Origin of the sequence: Lysinibacillus sp. UGB7, assembly GCF_049058285.1 — a bacterium.
In the GTDB taxonomy this organism is placed as follows: domain Bacteria; phylum Bacillota; class Bacilli; order Bacillales_A; family Planococcaceae; genus Lysinibacillus; species Lysinibacillus sphaericus_B.
Window position 1 is genome coordinate 22,548 of sequence record NZ_JBMGUV010000015.1, and the last position, 21,402, is coordinate 43,949.

Sequence of the window (21,402 nt, forward strand, 5' to 3'; positions counted from 1 at the left end):
TGATTAGTTAGCTTTAATTGCAGTTTTAACTGTAACTAGAGCTTTTTTAGAACCAGGAACATTACCTTTAACAAGTAGTAAGTTACGTTCCGCATCAACTTTCACGATTTCTAAGTTTTGGATTGTAACTACAGTGCCACCCATTTGACCAGGTAATTTCTTTTGTTTAAATACGCGGTTCGGAGCAACTGGACCCATTGAACCAGGACGACGGTGGTAACGAGAACCGTGGGCCATAGGACCACGAGATTGTCCGTGGCGTTTGATAACACCTTGGAAACCTTTACCTTTAGTAACTCCTGTTACATCAATTACATCGCCTTCTGCGAAAATTTCTACTTTGACTTCTTGACCAACTTCGTATTCTTCAACGTTCACGTTGCGGAATTCACGAATGAAGCGCTTAGGAGCAGTATTCGCTTTTGCTACGTGACCTTGTTCTGGTTTGTTAGAAAGCTTAACTCGCTTATCTTCGAAACCAACTTGGATTGCTTCGTAGCCATCTGTATCGACAGTTTTCTTTTGAAGAACTACGTTTGGAGCAGCTTCGATAACTGTTACCGGGATTAAATCGCCGTTTTCAGCGAAAACTTGAGTCATACCAATTTTTCTACCTAAGATTCCTTTAGCCATTTGTCACACCTCCTGTAAGTTTTAAAAATGTTATATTGTTTTTACCATTAAAGTTTGATTTCGATATCAACGCCAGATGGTAAATCAAGTTTCATTAACGCATCAACAGTTTGTGGTGTTGGGTTAACGATATCGATCAGACGTTTATGCGTACGCATTTCGAATTGCTCACGAGAATCTTTGTACTTGTGAACAGCACGAAGAATTGTGTACACAGACTTCTCAGTTGGAAGTGGAATCGGACCTGATACACTTGCACCTGAACGTTTTGCAGTTTCCACAATTTTCTCAGCAGATTGATCTAAAATACGGTGATCATACGCTTTTAAACGAATACGAATCTTTTGTTTTGCCATTATTTTCCCTCCTTCTCGCCTATTTTCTAGACATTCTCCACGAAAATTCTCCAACACACCGCCATGGCAAAGCGGCCGGGTGTGTCAGCAACCTCTCGTTTCATCGCAGTCAAAGACCAACATTCAACATTATATACAATAAAAAAAGAATAAGCAAGTCTTTTCGCTAAATTCTTTTAAATGTTGTAGATATTCTTAACTACTATTATTTCTCGCTTATTTAAGCCGTTTACTAGTATATAAAATTTCTACGAATATTGCAACACATATGGCTATACTACAACGTTTTCGAACATTTCTTACAATTGTATTATACACTACAAGATTTGTCCTAGCAGTCTCTTCGTTAGTAAAGACGAACGAACGTAGTTGCTCACACATTCGTATATGGCTGTGTTGAGCATCGTCTTTAACTCTTGCTGATCAACTGATAATACGAAAATACAAAAAACAGTACGGGGCATAATAAGCCATACTGTTTTTTGAGTTTTAGATTATTTTTGTTTATAAAGACTCACGAATTACTTTTTTATAATAACCAACAGAGAGTATAGCAAAGATTGCATATAGTGCTATATAGCAACTCATAGCTATCCATAACGGTGCCGTTAGTTCTGAGCCAAATAAAAACCAGCCTGATTTAACTGCAAAGTAACTATGAAGTAATCCGATTAGTAAAGGTACGCCAAAATTAAAGGCTTGCTTCATATATATTCCTTTCATAATATCTCGCTCTGCAAATCCAATTTTTCTTAATATCGTATATGAGCTTCGTTCCTCTTCTGCTTCAGACATTTGTTTAAAGTACAAAATGCTGCCTGTTGTCATTAAAAAGGCTAAGCCTAAGAAAGCTGTCGTAAATATCGTTATTCCCAAGGTTTCGATATTTTCTTTACGTTTCCCCTCATAAGAAGCTTGTATATAGTTTTGCGTTACCCCTTCCCTATCTATAGAAGAAATAACACCTGCACCCGATTGTATATAAAGTTTTTCAGCAGAAGCTAAATCTGTTTCTGATTTTAACGTGATGGAAGATTGTTTATGCCATTGTGATCCATCTGATATCGTAGCTAGCTTTTCAAACAATGTGTCTGTTACTACAAAAATGGGTCCACCCCCACCTGCAGTCACAATACCACTAATAATACTTTCATCTTGCACATCTACGACATGAAAAGTTTCCTCATGTTCTCCCACAGTTACGGCCATATCATGTTCCTTTTCCAACGGAAACATTTCTGCCATATAACCACCATAATTTGTTAAGATGACATCATTTCCAGACACTGAAGCGTCGGGCACACTTTGTTTGTAATCAGAGAGTGGGACGGTATAAATAATACCTTTCATATTATAAAATGGGCTATCTTGTTGATCATTTGGTAGTAATTGCGCTACTGAAGCTGTTACAGCCTGTAATCGGTAATCAATTTTGTTATAAGCAATGTTATTTTGCTCTAGCTTCTGTAAAAACTCCTGCCCGTTATCTTCAAGTAATATAAAATCTCCCGGTACATGACTGTATGCAGATGCTGCTGACGAGTAGTATGAAATATAAGATAATGTTGTAACCCCAAGTGATACACCCGTTAAAACCGTAATAAGCGTCAATGATTTTGCGTTACTTTTCATACGGTGCATAATGGGGGTTAATGCTAATACATCATGTACAGATAAATGCCCATTCTTCTTTAGACGTACGGCATTCATAATAAACGCAACAGAAAAGCGGAATACAAGGAATGTCCCACCGATTGTTGACGCTAAGATAATAATCATATTAACAAAAAGATTGCCAGTCGACTCAATATTGAATAGTTTTGTTGATGCATAATATCCATATGCAATTAACACAAGCCCTAAGAAGCCAATCATCATTTGTAATGGACTAAAACGTTTTACACGCTCGTCTGCTTTTCTAGAAGCACTAAATAATGATAGCAATGATACACGATGAATCATCCAAGCCACCTGCACCAGCACAATTACTAGTAGAATAAAGAATACTGCAATAGACTGTTGTAATGCCTGTGTACTGAATGTCATTGCCACAAGTGCTTCTTTCTCTAGTACACGTAGTAATACCATCGCAAAGAAACGTGAGCTGAAGAAGCCTGCCAGCATTCCTAAAACAACTGCACCAACAAATAATAAAATACTTTCTACCGCCAATAAACGTACTATAAGGCCCTTTGTCATTCCTATTAACTGATACAAGCCGATTTCCTTACTGCGACGCTTCATAAATAAATGGTTAGCATATAACACGAAGAACAAAATGATAAAGTACAGAATATATGTTGCAGCTTCAAAACCTGCTGTTGCTGTACCACTCTTCTTTACTGAGGCTAACACTTCAGCATTCATTTGTAATGTCACAAAAGAAAAATATAGCGTGACACTAAAAATAAGCGCAAAGAAATATAAGTAATAATGCTTCATATTTTTCTTCATGCTGCGGAACACGAGTTTACTAAGACTCATAACCGTCACCACCTAGCACACTTTGCGTATGCATGATTTCCTGGAAAAATGCCTGCCTTGTCTTATCACCTTTATATAGCTCACTATAAATGAGTCCATCTTTTAAAAACAAAGCACGTGTACAAAAGCTTGCTGCCACCGCATCATGTGTAACCATCATAATCGTCGCTTCTTTCGCCTCATTAATACTTTGTAAGTTTTTTAGGAGCGCTGTAGCTGATTTTGAATCGAGCGCACCCGTTGGTTCATCCGCAAACACAAGGGATGGATTAGTAATCAGCGCACGAGCAGCAGATGTTCGTTGCTTTTGACCACCTGATATTTCATTCGGATATTTATTTAATATATCTGTAATACCTAATAAGTGTGTTAGTTCTTTAACACGACTCTCCGCAACAGCCTTTGGTAACTTACCAATCGCTAATGGCAGTAATATATTTTCTTTAACTGTTAATGTATCGAGTAAGTTGTAATCTTGGAAGATAAAGCCCAACTGTTCACGGCGGAAATTGGCTAGTGCCTTTTCCTTCATACCACGTAAGCTTTGACCATTTATTTCGATAACACCCTCAGTAGCAAAGTCGATGGAACACAAAACATTTAATAGTGTCGTCTTACCTGAACCAGAGGGTCCCATAATACCTACGAATTCACCTTTGTTAACTTCTACATCAATGCCTTTCAGTACTTCCTGAGCCGTTGATTTTTTACCATATACTTTTTTTACTTTACGTCCAATTAAAACCGCCACTTAGTCGCGCCCCTTCCTATAGTCCAAGTGTACCCTGTCTGCTAAATGATTTCGTGCGTTTTACATGACAATATAAAAAGGTAGGTGACAATTTCGTCATCTACCTGTTAGTTTGACATATTCATTTTGCAAGGGAAAACGTAATGTAAATATGGAACCTTCACCAACCTCGGACTGCACACTAATACGAATACCGATTTTCACTGCCACATTATGTGCCAAGTATAAACCCATGCCTGTTGATTGTGCAGACTCTCTACCAGCTGTCCCCGTATAAGACTTTTGAAAGATACGTGGTATATCATCCTTACGAATACCCATACCTTCATCTTTTATATGTAGTAATTGTGCGCCAGTCGCATCTACTTCCGAAAAAATCAATACCTCCGTATTTGCAGGACTATATTTAATGGCATTTGATAGGATTTGTCGTACAATAAATGCTAACCATTTACCATCTGTCATGACAATTTCCGATAATTCTGCCACATCAAAGCCAATTCCCCTTTCCAAACACCATGGCTGCATTGCACGGATTTCCTTGTAAACAACCATACGAAGTTCAATTTCCGTCATATAATTATCTTTTTCAATTGAAGCAAGACGCGTTTGATGTAACTGTTGATCGACTAGTAAATGAAGTCTAAGCCACTCATGTTCTAATTTTCGACGTAATACTAAATCATCTATCTGAGACAACATTAAATTAATGGATGTTAAAGGTGCCTTCACCTCATGTACCCAAGCTAGAAGCTCGTCTGAATACTCCTGTAATTGTACCTTTGCTTTGTTCAACTCCATATCCTTTACATAGAACACATCTTCAAGTTTCGTAAAATATGCATCTTGAAACGGTGACAGGTCCATACTTTTACTATGAACATCATCTAGCTGTCCATCCACATTTCCCAGGAAATCTTTTAGCTGACCTACTTCTACAATATAACGCCACAGCAAAAATATCAAAAAACTAACAAACATACAAATATTAACATAAGTAATCGAAATACTCACTAATCCAACGTCTAAAAAAAATAATATGTTGAGTGTCACTACGATAAACACATAAAACCCTATCCATGCTAGTCGTTCTTTAAAAAATAATAGAAGCATCCACATTCACGTCCCTTGCGTTACCGCCATATAACCCAGCCCTTTTTTTGTTAAAATGACTTCCTGTAACCCGATATCTTCCAGTTTTGTACGTAAACGATTTACATTTACAGATAATGTATTATCGTTAACAAATCGCTCATCGTCCCATAATTTCCTCATTAGGTCATCCCTCGAAACAATTTGATTAGCCTTTTCCACTAAAATGCGTAATATAAAGAGTTCATTTTTAGTCAAAGATATCAACTGTCCTTCATACATAATTTCGCTTCTTGCATAATCAATAACTGCATCATTAAAACGTGTGACTTCCAACTGTTCTTCTACATAGTCATAAGTACGACGTAAAATTGCTTGTACCTTTGCAAGCAATACTTCCATATGAAAAGGTTTTTGTATAAAGTCATCGGCACCCATTTGCATGGCCATAACCATATCCATTGGGTGATCGCGTGAAGATAGAAAGAGAATTGGCACCTTCGAAATATGCCTTATTTCGCGACACCAATGAAAGCCATCATAAGCAGGTAGTTGTATATCAATTAATACAAGTTGTGGCTTCTCCTCTATAAAATCAGCCATCACCTTTTGAAAATCTCTTGGGCCACTAACTTGTAGTGACCATTGTGCAAAGCGATCTTTAATCATTTCAAAAATTGATGGATCATCTTCTATCAATAAAACCTTCATTTCCATACATAAGCACCCCTTCCTCCCCTAATTTTAACATAAAAAACCAATCTGTAAGCGTCCCTACAGATTGGTTTAGAAAAATTAGCTTGCGCTAAAATTATTTTTGGATAGTAGCTACTACGCCAGCGCCTACAGTACGGCCACCCTCACGGATAGAGAATTTAGTACCTTCTTCAAGAGCGATTGGAGCGATAAGTTCTACAGTCATTTCGATGTTATCACCAGGCATTACCATTTCAACGCCTTCTGGTAAGTTACAGATACCTGTTACGTCAGTTGTACGGAAGTAGAACTGAGGACGGTAGTTAGAGAAGAATGGAGTATGACGGCCACCCTCTTCTTTAGATAAAACGTAAACTTCAGCTTTGAAATTTGTGTGTGGAGTGATTGAGCCTGGTTTAGCTAATACTTGACCACGTTGGATATCTTCACGAGCTACACCACGAAGTAAAGCACCAATGTTGTCACCAGCTTCAGCATAGTCTAATAATTTACGGAACATTTCTACACCTGTTACAGTTGTAGATTTAGCTTCTTCGTTAATACCAACGATTTCAATTACGTCGCCGACTTTAACTACACCACGTTCAACACGGCCAGTTGCTACTGTACCACGACCAGTGATAGAGAATACGTCCTCTACTGGCATCATGAATGGTTTGTCAGTTTGACGTTCTGGAGTTGGGATATAAGAATCTACAGCGTCCATTAATTCAACGATTTTTTCTTCCCATTCTGCTTCGCCTTCAAGAGCTTTAAGAGCAGAACCTTTGATTACAGGAATATCGTCGCCTGGGAAGTCATATTCAGATAGTAGGTCACGGATTTCCATTTCTACTAACTCTAATAATTCTTCGTCGTCAACCATATCACATTTGTTCATGAATACTACTAAGTATGGAACACCAACTTGACGAGATAAAAGGATGTGTTCACGAGTTTGTGGCATTGGGCCATCAGCAGCAGATACTACTAAGATACCGCCGTCCATTTGTGCAGCGCCAGTGATCATGTTTTTAACATAGTCAGCATGTCCTGGGCAGTCAACGTGTGCATAGTGACGAGTTTCTGTTTCGTATTCTACGTGAGAAGTATTGATTGTAATACCACGTTCTTTTTCTTCTGGTGCGTTATCGATGTCAGCGTAAGACTTAGCTGTACCACCCATTTTTTTAGAAAGAACTGTAGCGATTGCAGCAGTTAGAGTAGTTTTACCATGGTCAACGTGTCCGATTGTACCAATGTTAGCATGCGTTTTTGAACGGTCAAATTTTTCTTTAGCCATTAGAGATTGCCTCCTCAAAATTATATGTTTTATTTTTGGAATTTATAGAATGAATGCTGATAGAGAACGGGCCCATCCCCTATCCTGCAATCATAGCTTACAAATTAGTTATACTTTATGCAAGATGAAAATTCAATTATTCACCTTTATTTTTTTTGATGATTTCAGCAGCGATTGATTTTGGTACTTCTTCATAATGATCAAATGTCATTGAGAATACACCACGACCTTGCGTTGCAGAACGAAGAGTCGTTGCATAACCAAACATTTCCGCTAAAGGAACCATTGCACGAACAACTTGAGAGTTACCGCGAGCATCCATACCCTCAACGCGTCCACGACGAGAAGTAATGTTACCCATGATATCACCAAGGTATTCTTCTGGAATTACAACTTCAACTTTCATCATTGGTTCTAAAATAACAGCGTCACATTGTTTCGAAGCTTCTTTAAGAGCCATAGATGCAGCAATTTTGAACGCCATCTCATTCGAGTCAACGTCATGGTAAGAACCGAATACTAATTTCGCTTTAATGTCGATTAGAGGGTAACCAGCTACTACACCGCGGTCAAGAGAGTCACGAAGACCAGCTTCAACTGCAGGAATGTATTCACGAGGAATTACACCACCAACGATAGCGTTTTCGAATTCAAAGCCTTTACCTTCTTCATTTGGAGAGAACTCAATCGTTACGTCTCCGTACTGTCCACGACCACCAGATTGGCGAGTGAATTTACCTTGAACTTTTGCTGAGCCACGGAATGTTTCACGGTAAGATACCATTGGAGCACCTACGTTAGCTTCTACTTTAAATTCACGGCGCATACGGTCAACTAAGATATCAAGGTGAAGCTCACCCATACCTGAGATGATTGTTTGTCCAGTTTCTGTGTCAGTGTGAGCACGGAAAGTTGGATCCTCTTCTTGAAGTTTTTGTAAAGCTTGACCCATTTTATCTTGGTCAGCTTTTGATTTTGGTTCTACAGAAAGAGAAATTACTGGCTCAGGGAACTCCATTGATTCAAGAATAACTAGGTTTTTCTCGTCACATAGAGTATCACCAGTAGTAGTATCTTTAAGACCTACTGCTGCTGCGATGTCCCCAGCGAATACTTTAGAAATCTCTTCACGAGAGTTAGCGTGCATTTGTAGGATACGACCAACACGTTCACGTTTACCTTTAGAAGAGTTTTGTACGTATGAACCTGAATCTAATGTTCCAGAGTACACACGGAAGAAAGTTAACTTACCTACGAATGGGTCAGTCATAACTTTGAATGCAAGAGCTGAGAATGGCTCTTCATCAGAAGATTTACGTTCTAACTCATCGTCACCATCTACTGAAGTACCTTTGATTGCTGGTACATCAACTGGAGATGGTAAGTAATCGATAACTGCATTTAACATTGGGCGTACGCCTTTGTGTTTGAATGCTGTACCACAGATTACTGGGTAGAATTCTACTGCGATCGTAGCACGACGGATAGCCGCTTTAAGTTCAGCAACAGAAATTTCTTCGCCTTCTAAATATTTTTCCATGATTTCTTCATCAACACTTGCAACAGCGTCGATTAATTTTTCACGGTATTCTTCAGCTTGTGCGCGGTATTCTTCAGGAATTTCACCTTCAGTTACTGCTGTACCTTTTTCGTCGCCGTAGAAAGTAGCTTTCATTTCAACTAGGTCGATGATTGCAGAGAACTCATCTTCAGCTCCGATAGGTAATTGGACAGGATGAGCGTTTGCTTGTAAACGATCGTGTAGAGTTCCTACAGAATATAAGAAATCTGCTCCTGTTTTGTCCATTTTGTTAATGAATACAATACGTGGAACACCGTATGTTGTAGCTTGACGCCATACAGTTTCAGTTTGAGGCTCAACACCTGATTGAGCATCAAGTACTGTTACAGCACCGTCAAGTACGCGTAATGAACGTTCTACTTCTACAGTGAAGTCTACGTGTCCAGGAGTATCGATGATGTTTACACGGTGGCCTGCCCATTGTGCTGTTGTTGCAGCAGAAGTGATTGTAATACCACGTTCTTGCTCTTGCTCCATCCAGTCCATTTGAGAAGCGCCTTCATGTGTTTCACCGATTTTGTGAATCTTACCAGTGTAATAAAGGATACGCTCAGTTGTTGTTGTTTTACCAGCATCAATGTGAGCCATGATCCCAATATTACGAGTATTCTCAAGTGAGAATTCGCGTTTCATAGGAAATTTCTCCTTCCATATTGGGGTAAAGACTGTATAAAAGACCTTGTGTTAGCCAATTAGCTAACACATAGGTTAAATTACCAACGGTAGTGAGCGAATGCTTTGTTCGCTTCTGCCATTTTATGCATATCTTCACGTTTCTTAACTGATGCACCAGTGTTGTTTGAAGCATCTAGGATTTCGTTAGCTAAACGCTCTTCCATAGTTTTTTCACCACGAAGACGAGAATAGTTAACTAGGTAACGAAGACCTAAAGTTGTACGACGTTCTGGACGTACTTCAACCGGTACTTGGTAGTTAGAACCACCAACACGGCGAGCGCGTACTTCAAGAACTGGCATTACGTTATTTAGAGCAGCTTCGAATACTTCAATTGGATTTTCACCAGAACGTTCTTTAACAATCTCGAACGCACCGTATAAAATCTTTTGAGAAGTACCTCTTTTACCATCAACCATCATTTTATTGATTAAACGAGTTACTAGTTTTGAACTATAAATTGGATCTGGTAACACGTCACGTTTGGAAACAGGACCTTTACGAGGCATGTGTTTTCCTCCTTTCGAATAGTTATCGATTTATTTTATAAAGTTGGCCTTGTCGTATTTGTCGGTCAAATATCAAATCTGCTAGCAAGATTTGATATTTGTGACAACTAGTATGAGGCTCATTATTAGATAACGCGATTAAACGTTAAATTATTTTTTTTCTTTAGGGCGTTTTGTTCCGTATTTAGAACGTGATTGTAAACGACCGTTTACACCAGCTGTATCAAGAGCTCCACGTACGATATGGTAACGAACACCCGCTAAGTCTTTTACGCGTCCGCCACGGATAAGAACAACACTGTGCTCTTGTAAGTTGTGGCCTTCACCTGGGATATAAGCTGTAACCTCAATTTGGTTAGTTAAACGTACACGAGCGTATTTACGTAACGCTGAGTTTGGTTTACGAGGTGTCATTGTACCAACACGAGTACAAACACCGCGTTTTTGTGGAGATTTAACATCAGTTAAAGATTTTTTAAATGAGTTATATCCTTTGTTTAACGCTGGTGATTTTGATTTCGTGATTTTAGATTGACGAGGCTTACGTACTAATTGGTTAATTGTAGGCATCGGTATTTCCTCCCTTCATTTATTCCTTGTTAATACCACACATCCAGGTGGTTCATTTTTTGGGTAAAAACAAAGTCTTTGTGTTTTATACACAAAAACTACTCTACAGCAATAGCAACAACCGCTGCTCCAACGTGGATTCCACAGGCCTTGCCCAGTTCCCTTTTGGACTCAACAAGAATAACTGGCACACCGACTTCTCTCGCGAAAGTAATGGCCAAATCGGTTACCCAATTGTCTGCATCAAGTGCCACAAAAAGTTCTTTCACTGAGCCATCGCGCATTGCTTTTACTGCTTGCTTTGTACCTATGATTGTTTTACTAGCCCTTACTTTATCATAAGACATTTGCATATCCTCCGAAGTATAGACAGTTAACTATCAACCTTCAATATATTATCATTACCAATTCCTACTGTCAACTAATATCTTTAAAAAGACCGAAGAGATGGTAATAATCCATCTCTTCGGAGCTCGTTTTAATAGTTATTCAGCAGAAACTGTTTCTTCTAAATCAAGCTCATCTTTTTCAATACGGATTTGACGGTAACGTTGCATACCCGTACCTGCCGGAACAAGTTTACCAATAATTACGTTCTCTTTTAATCCTAGAAGTTCATCACGTTTACCTTTAATGGCAGCATCTGTTAAGACACGAGTTGTTTCTTGGAATGATGCAGCAGATAAGAATGATTCTGTTTCAAGAGAAGCTTTTGTAATACCTAAAATAACAGGACGGCAAGTCGCAGGGTTTTTGCCATTTAATACAGCATCTGCATTTGCTTCTGAGAATTGGTGGATATCTAGTAATGAACCAGGTAATAATTCTGTATCACCAGCTTCAATTACACGCACTTTACGAAGCATTTGGCGAACCATTACCTCGATATGTTTATCTCCAATTTCTACCCCTTGCATACGGTATACTTTTTGAACTTCTTTTAACAGGTATACTTGAACTGTTGAAACGTCTTTAACTTTTAATAATTGTTTTGGATCGATAGAACCTTCTGTCAATACCTGACCACGTTCTACAAAGTCGCCTTCTTGTACTTTCAGACGAGCATTGTAAGGTGCTGGGTATTTACGTGTTTCTACATCACCTTCAATTGTAATTTCTTTTAGACCTTCACGGATTTCAGTGATGTCTGAAACTGTACCTGCGATATCAGAAATAACTGATTGACCTTTAGGATTACGTGCTTCAAAAATCTCTTGGATACGTGGAAGACCTTGTGTAATATCATCCCCGGCAACCCCACCTGTATGGAATGTACGCATTGTTAACTGTGTACCTGGTTCACCGATTGATTGAGCTGCAATAATACCAACTGCTTCCCCAACTTCAACCTCTTCACCTGTTGCTAAGTTCATGCCGTAACATTTTTTACATACGCCATGTTTTGTATTACATGTAAATGCAGAACGAATTGTTACTTCTTCAATACCTAACTCAGTAATGATACGAGCTATATCTTGGTCGATTAGTCCGTCTTTTGCTAAAATCACTTCGCCTGTTTCTGGATGATAAATTGTTTTCTTCGTATGACGGCCAACAATACGTTCGTCTAACGCTTCAATTAACTCTGTACCTTCCATTAACGCACCAATTGTTAAACCACGGTCAGTTCCACAATCATCTTCACGAACGATAACATCTTGTGCTACGTCTACTAGACGACGAGTTAAGTAACCTGAATCGGCAGTTTTTAGGGCAGTATCGGCAAGACCTTTACGTGCACCATGCGTAGAGATGAAGTATTCCAATACTGTTAAGCCTTCACGGAATGAAGATTTGATTGGAAGTTCGATGATACGACCAGCCGGGTTGGCCATCAGACCACGCATACCAGCTAACTGTGTAAAGTTAGATGCGTTACCACGGGCACCTGAGTCAGACATCATGAAGATTGGGTTTGTTTTCTCAAGCGATTTCATTAGTTTTGATTGGATTTCATCTTTCGCAGCACTCCAACTAGAGATAACGCGGTCATAACGCTCTTCCTCTGTGATGAAACCACGACGGAATTGTGCTTGCACTTTATCTACTTTGTCTTGTGCTATTGCTAAAATATCACCTTTATCCGGTAAAACCACGATGTCAGATACACCAACAGTAATACCAGCTTTAGTAGAATATTTGAAACCTAGATTTTTCATACGGTCAAGCATTTTAGACGTTTCTGTAATATGGAAACGTTTGAATACTTCAGCAATAATGTTACCTAAGAACTTTTTACGGAATGGATTTACAACTGGTACTGATGCAAAGTATTTGCGAAGGACAGCTGTACGTTGTGCTTCTACTTTACCTTTTTCATCAAGTTCGTTGTAAGCAGCATCTGCTTCAAGCTCTTTTAATGTTTCTTCATCAATAGTTAAATTAACGAAATATTTTGCTGGTGTTTCTTGCTCTAAATTGAATGCAGTTGGTTCATTGATGAACGGGAATGATTCAGGCAAGATTTCGTTAAAGATTACTTTACCAACAGTAGTTAATAAGAACATATTATTTTGTTCTTCAGTAAATGTTGGATTGTGTAGAGAACTTGCTTTTATAGCAATACGTGTATGCAAGTGTACATGACCTGTATCATACGCGATTAGCACTTCATTTGGACCATAGAAAATTGAACCTTCACCACAAGCATCTTCACGCTCAAGTGTTAGATAATAGTTACCTAATACCATATCTTGAGACGGTGTTACAACTGGTTTACCGTCTTTCGGGTTCAGGATATTTTGTGCCGCAAGCATTAGAAGACGAGCTTCAGCCTGTGCTTCCGCTGATAAAGGCACGTGTACCGCCATTTGGTCACCATCGAAGTCAGCGTTATAAGCTGTACATACCAATGGGTGGAGACGAATGGCACGCCCTTCAACTAATGTTGGTTCAAACGCTTGGATACCAAGACGGTGAAGCGTCGGTGCACGGTTAAGTAATACCGGATGCTCACGAATTACGTCTTCTAAAACGTCCCATACATCGTTGTTTAAACGTTCAATTTTACGTTTAGCAGATTTAATGTTATGTGCAAGACCACGTTCTACTAACTCTTTCATGACGAAAGGTTTAAATAGCTCAATTGCCATTTCTTTTGGTAGACCACATTGATACATTTTTAAGTTTGGACCTACTACGATAACCGAACGACCAGAGTAGTCAACACGTTTACCAAGTAAGTTTTGACGGAAACGACCTTGTTTACCTTTCAGCATGTGTGAAAGTGATTTTAACGGACGGTTACCTGGACCTGTTACCGGACGACCACGACGACCGTTATCGATTAATGCATCAACAGCTTCTTGTAACATACGTTTTTCGTTTTGAACGATGATGCTTGGTGCACCAAGGTCTAGTAAACGTTTTAAACGGTTGTTACGGTTGATCACACGACGGTAAAGATCATTTAAGTCAGATGTTGCAAAACGACCACCGTCTAATTGCACCATTGGACGAAGCTCTGGTGGAATAACTGGTAGTACATCTAAAATCATCCACTCAGGGGAGTTGCCTGAGTTACGGAACGATTCTACAACTTCAAGACGTTTAATCGCACGTGTACGACGTTGACCTTGTGCAGATTTCAACTCTTCTTTTAAAGAATATGTTTCATCTTCAAGATCGATTTTAGCAAGAAGCCTTTTGATTGCTTCTGCACCCATCGCTGCTTCGAATGTGCTGCCGAATTTTTCACGGTATGCACGGTACTCTTTTTCAGAAAGTAATTGCTTACTTTCTAAGTTTGTAGCACCTGGTTCAATCACAACATACGATGCGAAGTAAATCACTTCTTCTAAAGCACGTGGAGACATATCTAAGATAAGACCCATACGGCTTGGAATGCCTTTGAAGTACCAAATGTGAGAAACTGGGGCTGCTAGTTCGATGTGCCCCATACGTTCACGACGAACTTTTGCACGTGTTACTTCAACACCACAACGGTCACAAACAACGCCTTTATAGCGGACACGTTTGTATTTACCACAGTGACATTCCCAGTCTTTAGTTGGACCGAAAATACGTTCACAGAATAAACCATCTTTTTCTGGTTTTAATGTTCGGTAGTTAATTGTTTCAGGTTTTTTGACTTCACCGTAAGACCAAGAACGAATCTTATCAGGAGAAGCTAAACCAATTTTCATATATTCAAATTCATTAACGTCTATCAAGGAGCCTACCTCCCTTTAGTATAGGTCTTTATAAAGACTCTTTTACGCAGCTCGACAATCGTTTGCAAAAAATGTACTTCTTTGACAAAAGATTAAAAATAGATTGTTTTACAAGTAAAGAAAAGCCGGACAGGGCATCAAATCCTGCCCGGCTCTGAATAGTGTTAATTATTCAAATGACTCCACTGGCTCTTCTTCTGTTTCTGGCTGTGGTGCAATGTTAAGTGCATCAGCTGGTTGAAGATCTTCTTCTTCGTCTAAATCGCGAAGCTCTACTTCTTCATCATTGATTGTTAACATTTTTACATCCATACCAAGAGATTGAAGTTCTTTGATCAATACTTTGAATGATTCTGGAACGCCAGGCTCTGGTACACTTTCACCTTTAACAATGGCTTCATATGTTTTCACACGACCAACCACGTCATCAGATTTAACTGTTAAGATTTCTTGAAGTGTGTACGCAGCACCGTATGCTTCAAGTGCCCATACTTCCATCTCACCAAAGCGTTGTCCACCGAACTGCGCTTTACCACCAAGTGGTTGTTGCGTAACAAGTGAGTAAGGACCAGTTGAACGTGCATGAAGTTTATCATCAACCATGTGTGCAAGTTTGATCATGTACATGATCCCAACAGATACACGGTTATCAAATGGCTCACCTGAACGTCCATCATACAGGATTGTTTTACCATCACGGTTCATCCCTGCTTCTTCCATCGTTTCCCAAACATCTTCCTCGTTGGCACCATCAAATACTGGTGTTGCCATATGAATACCTAAGTAACGAGAAGCCATACCTAAGTGTAGCTCTAAAACTTGTCCGATATTCATACGAGAAGGTACGCCTAGTGGGTTTAACATGATATCTACAGGCGTGCCATCTGGCATAAATGGCATATCTTCTTCCGGTAAAATACGAGAGATAACCCCTTTGTTACCATGACGTCCGGCCATTTTGTCCCCAACGCGAATCTTACGTTTTTGAACAATGTATGCACGAACTAATTGGTTAACACCTGGTGGTAACTCATCGCCATCTTCACGGTTAAATACTTTCACGTCAAGAATAATACCGCCCGCACCATGTGGTACGCGTAATGAAGTATCACGAACTTCACGTGCTTTTTCACCAAAGATTGCGTGTAATAAACGCTCTTCAGCAGTTAATTCTGTAACCCCTTTAGGCGTTACTTTACCAACAAGAATATCACCGTCACGAACTTCCGCACCAATACGGATGATTCCACGTTCGTCTAAGTTACGAAGTGCATCTTCTCCGACGTTTGGAATATCACGAGTAATTTCTTCAGGTCCTAATTTTGTATCGCGAGACTCTGATTCGTATTCTTCAATATGAACTGAAGTATACACATCGTCTTTTACAAGGCGTTCACTCATGATAACCGCATCCTCATAGTTGAAGCCGTTCCATGTCATGAATGCAACAAGAACGTTACGACCTAGAGCTAGTTCACCTTTTTCCATAGATGGACCGTCTGCTAAAATATCACGAGGTTTCACACGTTCGCCAACTTTTACAAGTGGACGTTGGTTATATGAAGTACCTTGATTTGAACGAATGAATTTTTGTAATTTATATTTCGTTAAATCGCCTTTAACCTCTTTACCGTCAATTGTTTCAATGCGACGTATGTGGATTGAGCGAGCTTCAACATGCTCTACAATACCATCATATTTCGCTACAACTGCCGCACCTGAGTCACGAGCATCTACGTGTTCCATACCAGTACCAACGAATGGTGCTTCTGGATTTAATAGAGGAACCGCTTGACGTTGCATGTTGGCACCCATAAGTGCACGGTTAGAGTCATCGTTTTCTAAGAACGGGATACACGCTGTCGCAGCAGAAACTACTTGTTTAGGAGATACGTCCATGTAGTCCATTTGTGACTTATTGAATACGGTGTTATCTCCACGGAAACGACCTACTACTTCGTCATTTGTAAATGTACCATCTGGGTTTAATAACGAGTTCGCTTGTGCTACGTAGTAGTTATCTTCTTCGTCAGCTGTTAAATAATCGATTTGATCCGTTACTTTACCAGTTTCATGGTCAATACGACGATAAGGTGTTTCAATGAATCCGAATTTATTTACTTTTGCAAATGAAGATAATGAGTTGATTAACCCAATGTTCGGACCCTCTGGTGTCTCGATTGGACACATACGACCATAGTGAGAGTAGTGAACGTCACGTACTTCGAATCCAGCACGCTCACGCGTTAAACCACCAGGTCCTAATGCAGATAGACGACGTTTATGCGTTAACTCTGCTAATGGGTTTGTTTGGTCCATGAATTGAGATAATTGAGAGCTACCGAAGAACTCTTTAATAGACGCAATTACAGGACGGATATTGATTAGTTGCTGTGGTACGATGGCAGCCGTGTCGTTAATAGACATACGCTCACGTACTACACGTTCCATACGAGATAAACCGATACGGAATTGATTTTGTAGTAATTCACCAACAGAGCGTAAACGACGGTTACCTAAATGGTCAATATCATCTGTTGCCCCTACTTGGTAAAGTAGGTTGAAGAAGTAACTTACTGAAGATAGAACATCAGCAGGTGTAATGTTTTTTACTTCTTCATCAATGTACGCATTACTAATTACATTGATTTCTTTTTGTGCTTCATCTTTTGGAGCATAAATTTTAATAGATTGAATTGTTACATCATCCTCAAGTACACCACCAACTTGTGATAAAGTGCGGTAGCCGATACCTTTTGAAGAATCCTCTAGGTACGGTAAGATTTTATCTAATGTACGACGATCAAGCAATGTACCTTTTTCTACTAAAATTTCGCCTGTTTCTGGATCTACAAGCGTCTCTGCAATCGTTTGGTTGAATAAACGATTTTTTATATGAAGCTTTTTATTCATTTTGTAACGACCAACATTCGCTAAATCATAGCGTTTTGCGTCGAAGAAGCGAGAGTATAATAAGCTCTTTGCACTTTCAACTGTTGGTGGTTCACCTGGACGTAAACGCTCATATATTTCTAAAAGTGCTTTTTCTGTACTTTCAGAGTTATCTTTTTCAAGCGTATTACGTAAATACTCGTTATCACCGATAATATCGATAATTTCTTGATCTGAACCGAAACCTAATGCACGAAGCAACACTGTTGCTGGTAGTTTACGTGTACGGTCAATACGCACGTATACTACGTCTTTTGCGTCAGTTTCATATTCTAACCAAGCGCCGCGGTTTGGAATAACTGTTGCTCCGAAGCCTTTTTTACCGTTTTTATCAGTTTTATCATGAAAATACACACTTGGTGAACGAACTAATTGTGAAACGATAACGCGTTCAGCACCATTGATAATGAACGTACCTGTTTCTGTCATTAATGGGAAATCACCCATGAATACATCTTGTTCTTTCACTTCGTCTGTTTCTTTGTTGTAAAGACGTACTTTCACACGTAATGGAGCTGCGTAAGTAACATCTCGCTCTTTACACTCATCCACATCATACTTAGGATCACCTAATGTATAATCGATGAATTCTAATGAAAGATTACCTGTAAAGTCCTCGATCGGCGAAATGTCACGGAACATTTCACGTAAACCTTCTTCAAGGAACCACTCGTAAGACGCCGTTTGAATCTCAATCAGATTTGGAAGCTCAAGCACCTCTTTAATACGCGCAAAGCTTCTACGCTGGCGGTGTTGTCCGTACTGAACTAGTTGACCTGTCAACTCATTCACCCCTCAATAAAGCGATATTAGGTCTTTGCAAAATCCTACAAATAGTGTATGATTTCGAAAGACAAAAAGAAAACGAGTCTTCAAAAAGATCTCATTTTCGGTTAACTAAACTTATCTTGGCAAGTATACCCGCATAAAACCAATTATATACAAAAGGGCACACGACCTCAAAATAATATTTTTGCATTGTATCATATTATCATAGCCGATTTGTCAAGTCAATATTTTATACATATTTCATTTATTTTCTTGCACGTATGATCCAGTATCCTTTTTTCTTCTCGACAACATCAACTTCTAAAAACTTCTCTTCTAAGTAACTTACCGTTGAAGGTGCACCCTGCTTCTTCTGAATCACTATCCACAACTCTCCAGATGTCACTAGCTTATCGTAAGCACCATCGTAAAAACGGAAAATTGTATCTTTTCCTGCACGAATTGGAGGGTTGGTTAAAATAGCCGCAGCCTTTGCATCATTATCCACCATCGATAGTCCGTCACTTACAAATATTCGTACATTTTGAACTCCGTTTACTTGCGCATTTTTTTGCGAAAGCGCAACTGCACGTTCGTTTATATCCATCATAAATACAGTACGTTCTGGATTTGCTTTGGCAATAGACAATCCAATCGGTCCATATCCACAGCCCACATCAAAAATCGTACCATCAATTCCAGGCATTTCAAACGTCTCAATTAATACACGGGATCCAAAATCTACTTCGCTTTTACTAAATACACCTGCATCCGTTTCAAAAGAAAACGCATGCCCAAGTAACTTAAATGTCCAGTGACGAGGTTTACTCTCAGTTTGAGGTTTATTTGTATAATAGTGATCTGACATTTTCATGCCTCCTCAGAATGAAGAAAAAGCTCGCCACAAATGACGAGCTTTCTTTTTGTATGAAAGTAATACGAGATTACTTAACTTCTACAGATGCGCCAACTTCTTCAAGTTTAGCTTTGATTTGTTCAGCTTCATCTTTAGAAACGCCTTCTTTAAGAGCTTTAGGAGCGTTATCTACAACTTCTTTAGCTTCTTTAAGACCTAAACCAGTGATTTCACGAACCACTTTGATTACTTTAATTTTTTCTGCACCAGCAGATGCTAATACTACGTCAAATTCTGTTTTTTCTTCAGCTGCAGCAGCACCGCCAGCAACTACTGCTACTGGAGCAGCAGCTGTTACACCGAATTCTTCTTCGATAGCTTTTACTAAATCGTTTAATTCAAGAACTGTCATAGCTTTGATAGCTTCTAAGATTTGCTCTTTGTTCATTATAATTTCCTCCTAATTGGATAATGTTTTAGTTTTTTTGCGGTCAAGCCGCGGAAGTTATGCAACGTAAGAAATTACGCGCCTTGTTCTTCTTTTTGTTCTGCAACAGCTTTTGTTGCAAGTGCGAAGTTGCGCACTGGAGCTTGAAGTACAGATAAAAGCATTGAAAGAAGACCTTCGCGTGATGGAAGTTCTGCAAGTGCTTTAACATCTTCAACAGAAGAGATTGTACCTTCAATAATACCTGCTTTAATTTCTAAAGCTTCGTTTTTCTTAGCGAACTCGTTGATGATTTTAGCAGGAGCTACAACATCTTCAGTTGAGAACGCAATTGCGTTAGGACCAGTTAATACTTCGTTGATTCCTTCAACGCCAGCAGCTTCAGCAGCACGACGAGTTAAAGTATTTTTGTAAACTTTGAACTCAACGCCAGCTTCACGAAGCTGTTTACGAAGTTCAGTTACTTGCGCAACGTTAAGACCACGATAATCCACTACTACTACAGAAGCAGCGCCTTGGAATTTTTCAGTGATTTCTTGCACTTGTGATTGTTTGTTTTCGATTGCTTTGCTCATGATGACACCTCCTATTAGAATGAGTCATTTATACCGACAAAAGAAAAGCCTCTGGGTCATATAGACACAGAGGCTGAAAGTCATCATCTTTAAAATAAGAATCCGAATTCCGATGTCCTCGGTAGGATCATTAAGTGACAAGTCACTCCTACTGTCTACGGTACAAATGGATGATTCACAACAGCATCCATCTTACCAAAGATACGGATTACTGTCAACCGATATATCAAATATTATTCAAACACGCTTTAGAAGCAGCGGTCGAATAAATATAGAAGATATTATTTTACTGCTACGCTAGATGCGTCAACTTTAACAGCTGGACCCATTGTAGTTGTAACATTTACAGATTTCATGTAAGTACCTTTAGCTGCAGCAGGTTTTGCTTTTTGAACAACGTCAAATACAGTTAAGAAGTTTTCTACAAGTTTCTCTGTAGAGAAAGAAGCTTTCCCGATTGGCGCGTGGATGATACCAGCTTTGTCAGCACGGTATTCAACTTTACCAGCTTTGATCTCAGCAATAGCTTTTGTTACATCGAAAGTAACTGTACCAGTTTTAGGGTTCGGCATTAAGCCTTTAGGTCCTAATACACGACCAAGTTTACCAACTTCACCCATCATGTCAGGAGTTGCTACGATTACATCGAAGTCAAACCAACCTTGTTGGATTTTTTGGATGTACTCTGCATCGCCTACATAGTCAGCACCAGCTGCTTCTGCTTCTTTAAGTTTTTCACCTTTAGCAAATACTAATACACGTTGAGTTTTACCAGTACCGTTTGGAAGCACTACTGCACCACGGATTTGTTGGTCATTTTTACGAGTATCGATTCCTAAACGGAAAGCAACTTCTACAGTAGCGTCGAAGTTTACTGTGCTAGTTTTTTGAGCAAGTTCAATTGCTTCTTGTGCGCCGTATACTGCGTTACGGTCGATTAATTTTGCTGCATCTTGCAGTTTTTTACCTTTTTTAGCCAT

At 39.3% G+C, this 21,402-nt stretch carries 17 protein-coding genes and 1 other annotated feature; all 17 genes read right to left on the reverse strand.

Translation table 11 applies throughout. The features are described from left to right. Positions 1–3 precede the first annotated feature (3 nt). Positions 4–633 carry a 50S ribosomal protein L3 gene (gene rplC, locus ACOMCU_RS14675; RefSeq protein ID WP_010860605.1) on the reverse strand — a complete coding sequence of 210 codons (630 nt, stop codon included), beginning with the start codon at positions 631–633 and terminating at the stop codon, positions 4–6. A gap of 47 nt (positions 634–680) precedes the next feature. After that, positions 681–989, reverse strand: coding sequence for a 30S ribosomal protein S10 (rpsJ, locus tag ACOMCU_RS14680; RefSeq protein WP_004233624.1), 309 nt, complete (start codon positions 987–989; stop codon positions 681–683). 504 nt (positions 990–1,493) lie between these two features. Then, positions 1,494–3,473 carry an FtsX-like permease family protein gene (locus ACOMCU_RS14685; protein ID WP_421050549.1) on the reverse strand — a complete coding sequence of 660 codons (1,980 nt, stop codon included), beginning with the start codon at positions 3,471–3,473 and terminating at the stop codon, positions 1,494–1,496. After that, positions 3,463–4,224: an ABC transporter ATP-binding protein gene (locus ACOMCU_RS14690; protein WP_421050550.1), complete on the reverse strand. Its 762-nt coding sequence runs from the start codon at positions 4,222–4,224 to the stop codon at positions 3,463–3,465. The genes ACOMCU_RS14685 and ACOMCU_RS14690 overlap by 11 nt, the downstream gene beginning before the upstream one ends. A 96-nt stretch (positions 4,225–4,320) precedes the next feature. After that, complete coding sequence (locus ACOMCU_RS14695; RefSeq protein WP_036131671.1) at positions 4,321–5,337, reverse strand: sensor histidine kinase; 1,017 nt, start codon at positions 5,335–5,337, stop codon at positions 4,321–4,323. A 6-nt stretch (positions 5,338–5,343) separates the two neighbouring features. Beyond that, positions 5,344–6,027, reverse strand: a complete 684-nt coding sequence (locus ACOMCU_RS14700; RefSeq protein WP_010860609.1) for a response regulator transcription factor — start codon at positions 6,025–6,027, stop codon at positions 5,344–5,346. A 100-nt stretch (positions 6,028–6,127) separates the two neighbouring features. Continuing rightward, positions 6,128–7,315, reverse strand: a complete 1,188-nt coding sequence (gene tuf / locus ACOMCU_RS14705; protein ID WP_010860610.1) for an elongation factor Tu — start codon at positions 7,313–7,315, stop codon at positions 6,128–6,130. A 136-nt stretch (positions 7,316–7,451) separates the two neighbouring features. Beyond that, positions 7,452–9,530 carry an elongation factor G gene (gene fusA / locus ACOMCU_RS14710; protein ID WP_010860611.1) on the reverse strand — a complete coding sequence of 693 codons (2,079 nt, stop codon included), beginning with the start codon at positions 9,528–9,530 and terminating at the stop codon, positions 7,452–7,454. A gap of 80 nt (positions 9,531–9,610) precedes the next feature. Beyond that, positions 9,611–10,081 carry a 30S ribosomal protein S7 gene (gene rpsG, locus ACOMCU_RS14715; RefSeq protein ID WP_010860612.1) on the reverse strand — a complete coding sequence of 157 codons (471 nt, stop codon included), beginning with the start codon at positions 10,079–10,081 and terminating at the stop codon, positions 9,611–9,613. 150 nt (positions 10,082–10,231) lie between these two features. Further along, on the reverse strand, positions 10,232–10,651 hold the full coding sequence (rpsL, locus tag ACOMCU_RS14720; protein ID WP_010860613.1) for a 30S ribosomal protein S12: 420 nt from the start codon (positions 10,649–10,651) through the stop codon (positions 10,232–10,234). Positions 10,652–10,749: 98 nt separating this feature from the next. Beyond that, the gene (locus ACOMCU_RS14725) at positions 10,750–10,998 is read right to left on the reverse strand and encodes a ribosomal L7Ae/L30e/S12e/Gadd45 family protein (RefSeq protein WP_010860614.1); all 249 of its coding nucleotides are present in this window, start codon (positions 10,996–10,998) and stop codon (positions 10,750–10,752) included. 138 nt (positions 10,999–11,136) lie between these two features. After that, positions 11,137–14,823 carry a DNA-directed RNA polymerase subunit beta' gene (gene rpoC / locus ACOMCU_RS14730; protein ID WP_010860615.1) on the reverse strand — a complete coding sequence of 1,229 codons (3,687 nt, stop codon included), beginning with the start codon at positions 14,821–14,823 and terminating at the stop codon, positions 11,137–11,139. 168 nt (positions 14,824–14,991) lie between these two features. Further along, complete coding sequence (rpoB, locus tag ACOMCU_RS14735; protein WP_196228899.1) at positions 14,992–18,567, reverse strand: DNA-directed RNA polymerase subunit beta; 3,576 nt, start codon at positions 18,565–18,567, stop codon at positions 14,992–14,994. 241 nt (positions 18,568–18,808) lie between these two features. Then, positions 18,809–19,411, reverse strand: a complete 603-nt coding sequence (locus ACOMCU_RS14740) for a class I SAM-dependent methyltransferase (RefSeq protein ID WP_421050551.1) — start codon at positions 19,409–19,411, stop codon at positions 18,809–18,811. Positions 19,412–19,487: 76 nt separating this feature from the next. Next, a complete protein-coding gene (gene rplL, locus ACOMCU_RS14745; protein ID WP_010860618.1) occupies positions 19,488–19,847 on the reverse strand; it encodes a 50S ribosomal protein L7/L12 in 360 nt (119 codons plus the stop codon). A 74-nt stretch (positions 19,848–19,921) separates the two neighbouring features. Beyond that, a complete protein-coding gene (rplJ, locus tag ACOMCU_RS14750) occupies positions 19,922–20,422 on the reverse strand; it encodes a 50S ribosomal protein L10 (protein ID WP_010860619.1) in 501 nt (166 codons plus the stop codon). Positions 20,423–20,454: 32 nt separating this feature from the next. Continuing rightward, positions 20,455–20,601: a sequence feature (ribosomal protein L10 leader region), on the reverse strand. 102 nt (positions 20,602–20,703) lie between these two features. After that, the gene (gene rplA / locus ACOMCU_RS14755) at positions 20,704–21,402 is read right to left on the reverse strand and encodes a 50S ribosomal protein L1 (protein ID WP_010860620.1); all 699 of its coding nucleotides are present in this window, start codon (positions 21,400–21,402) and stop codon (positions 20,704–20,706) included.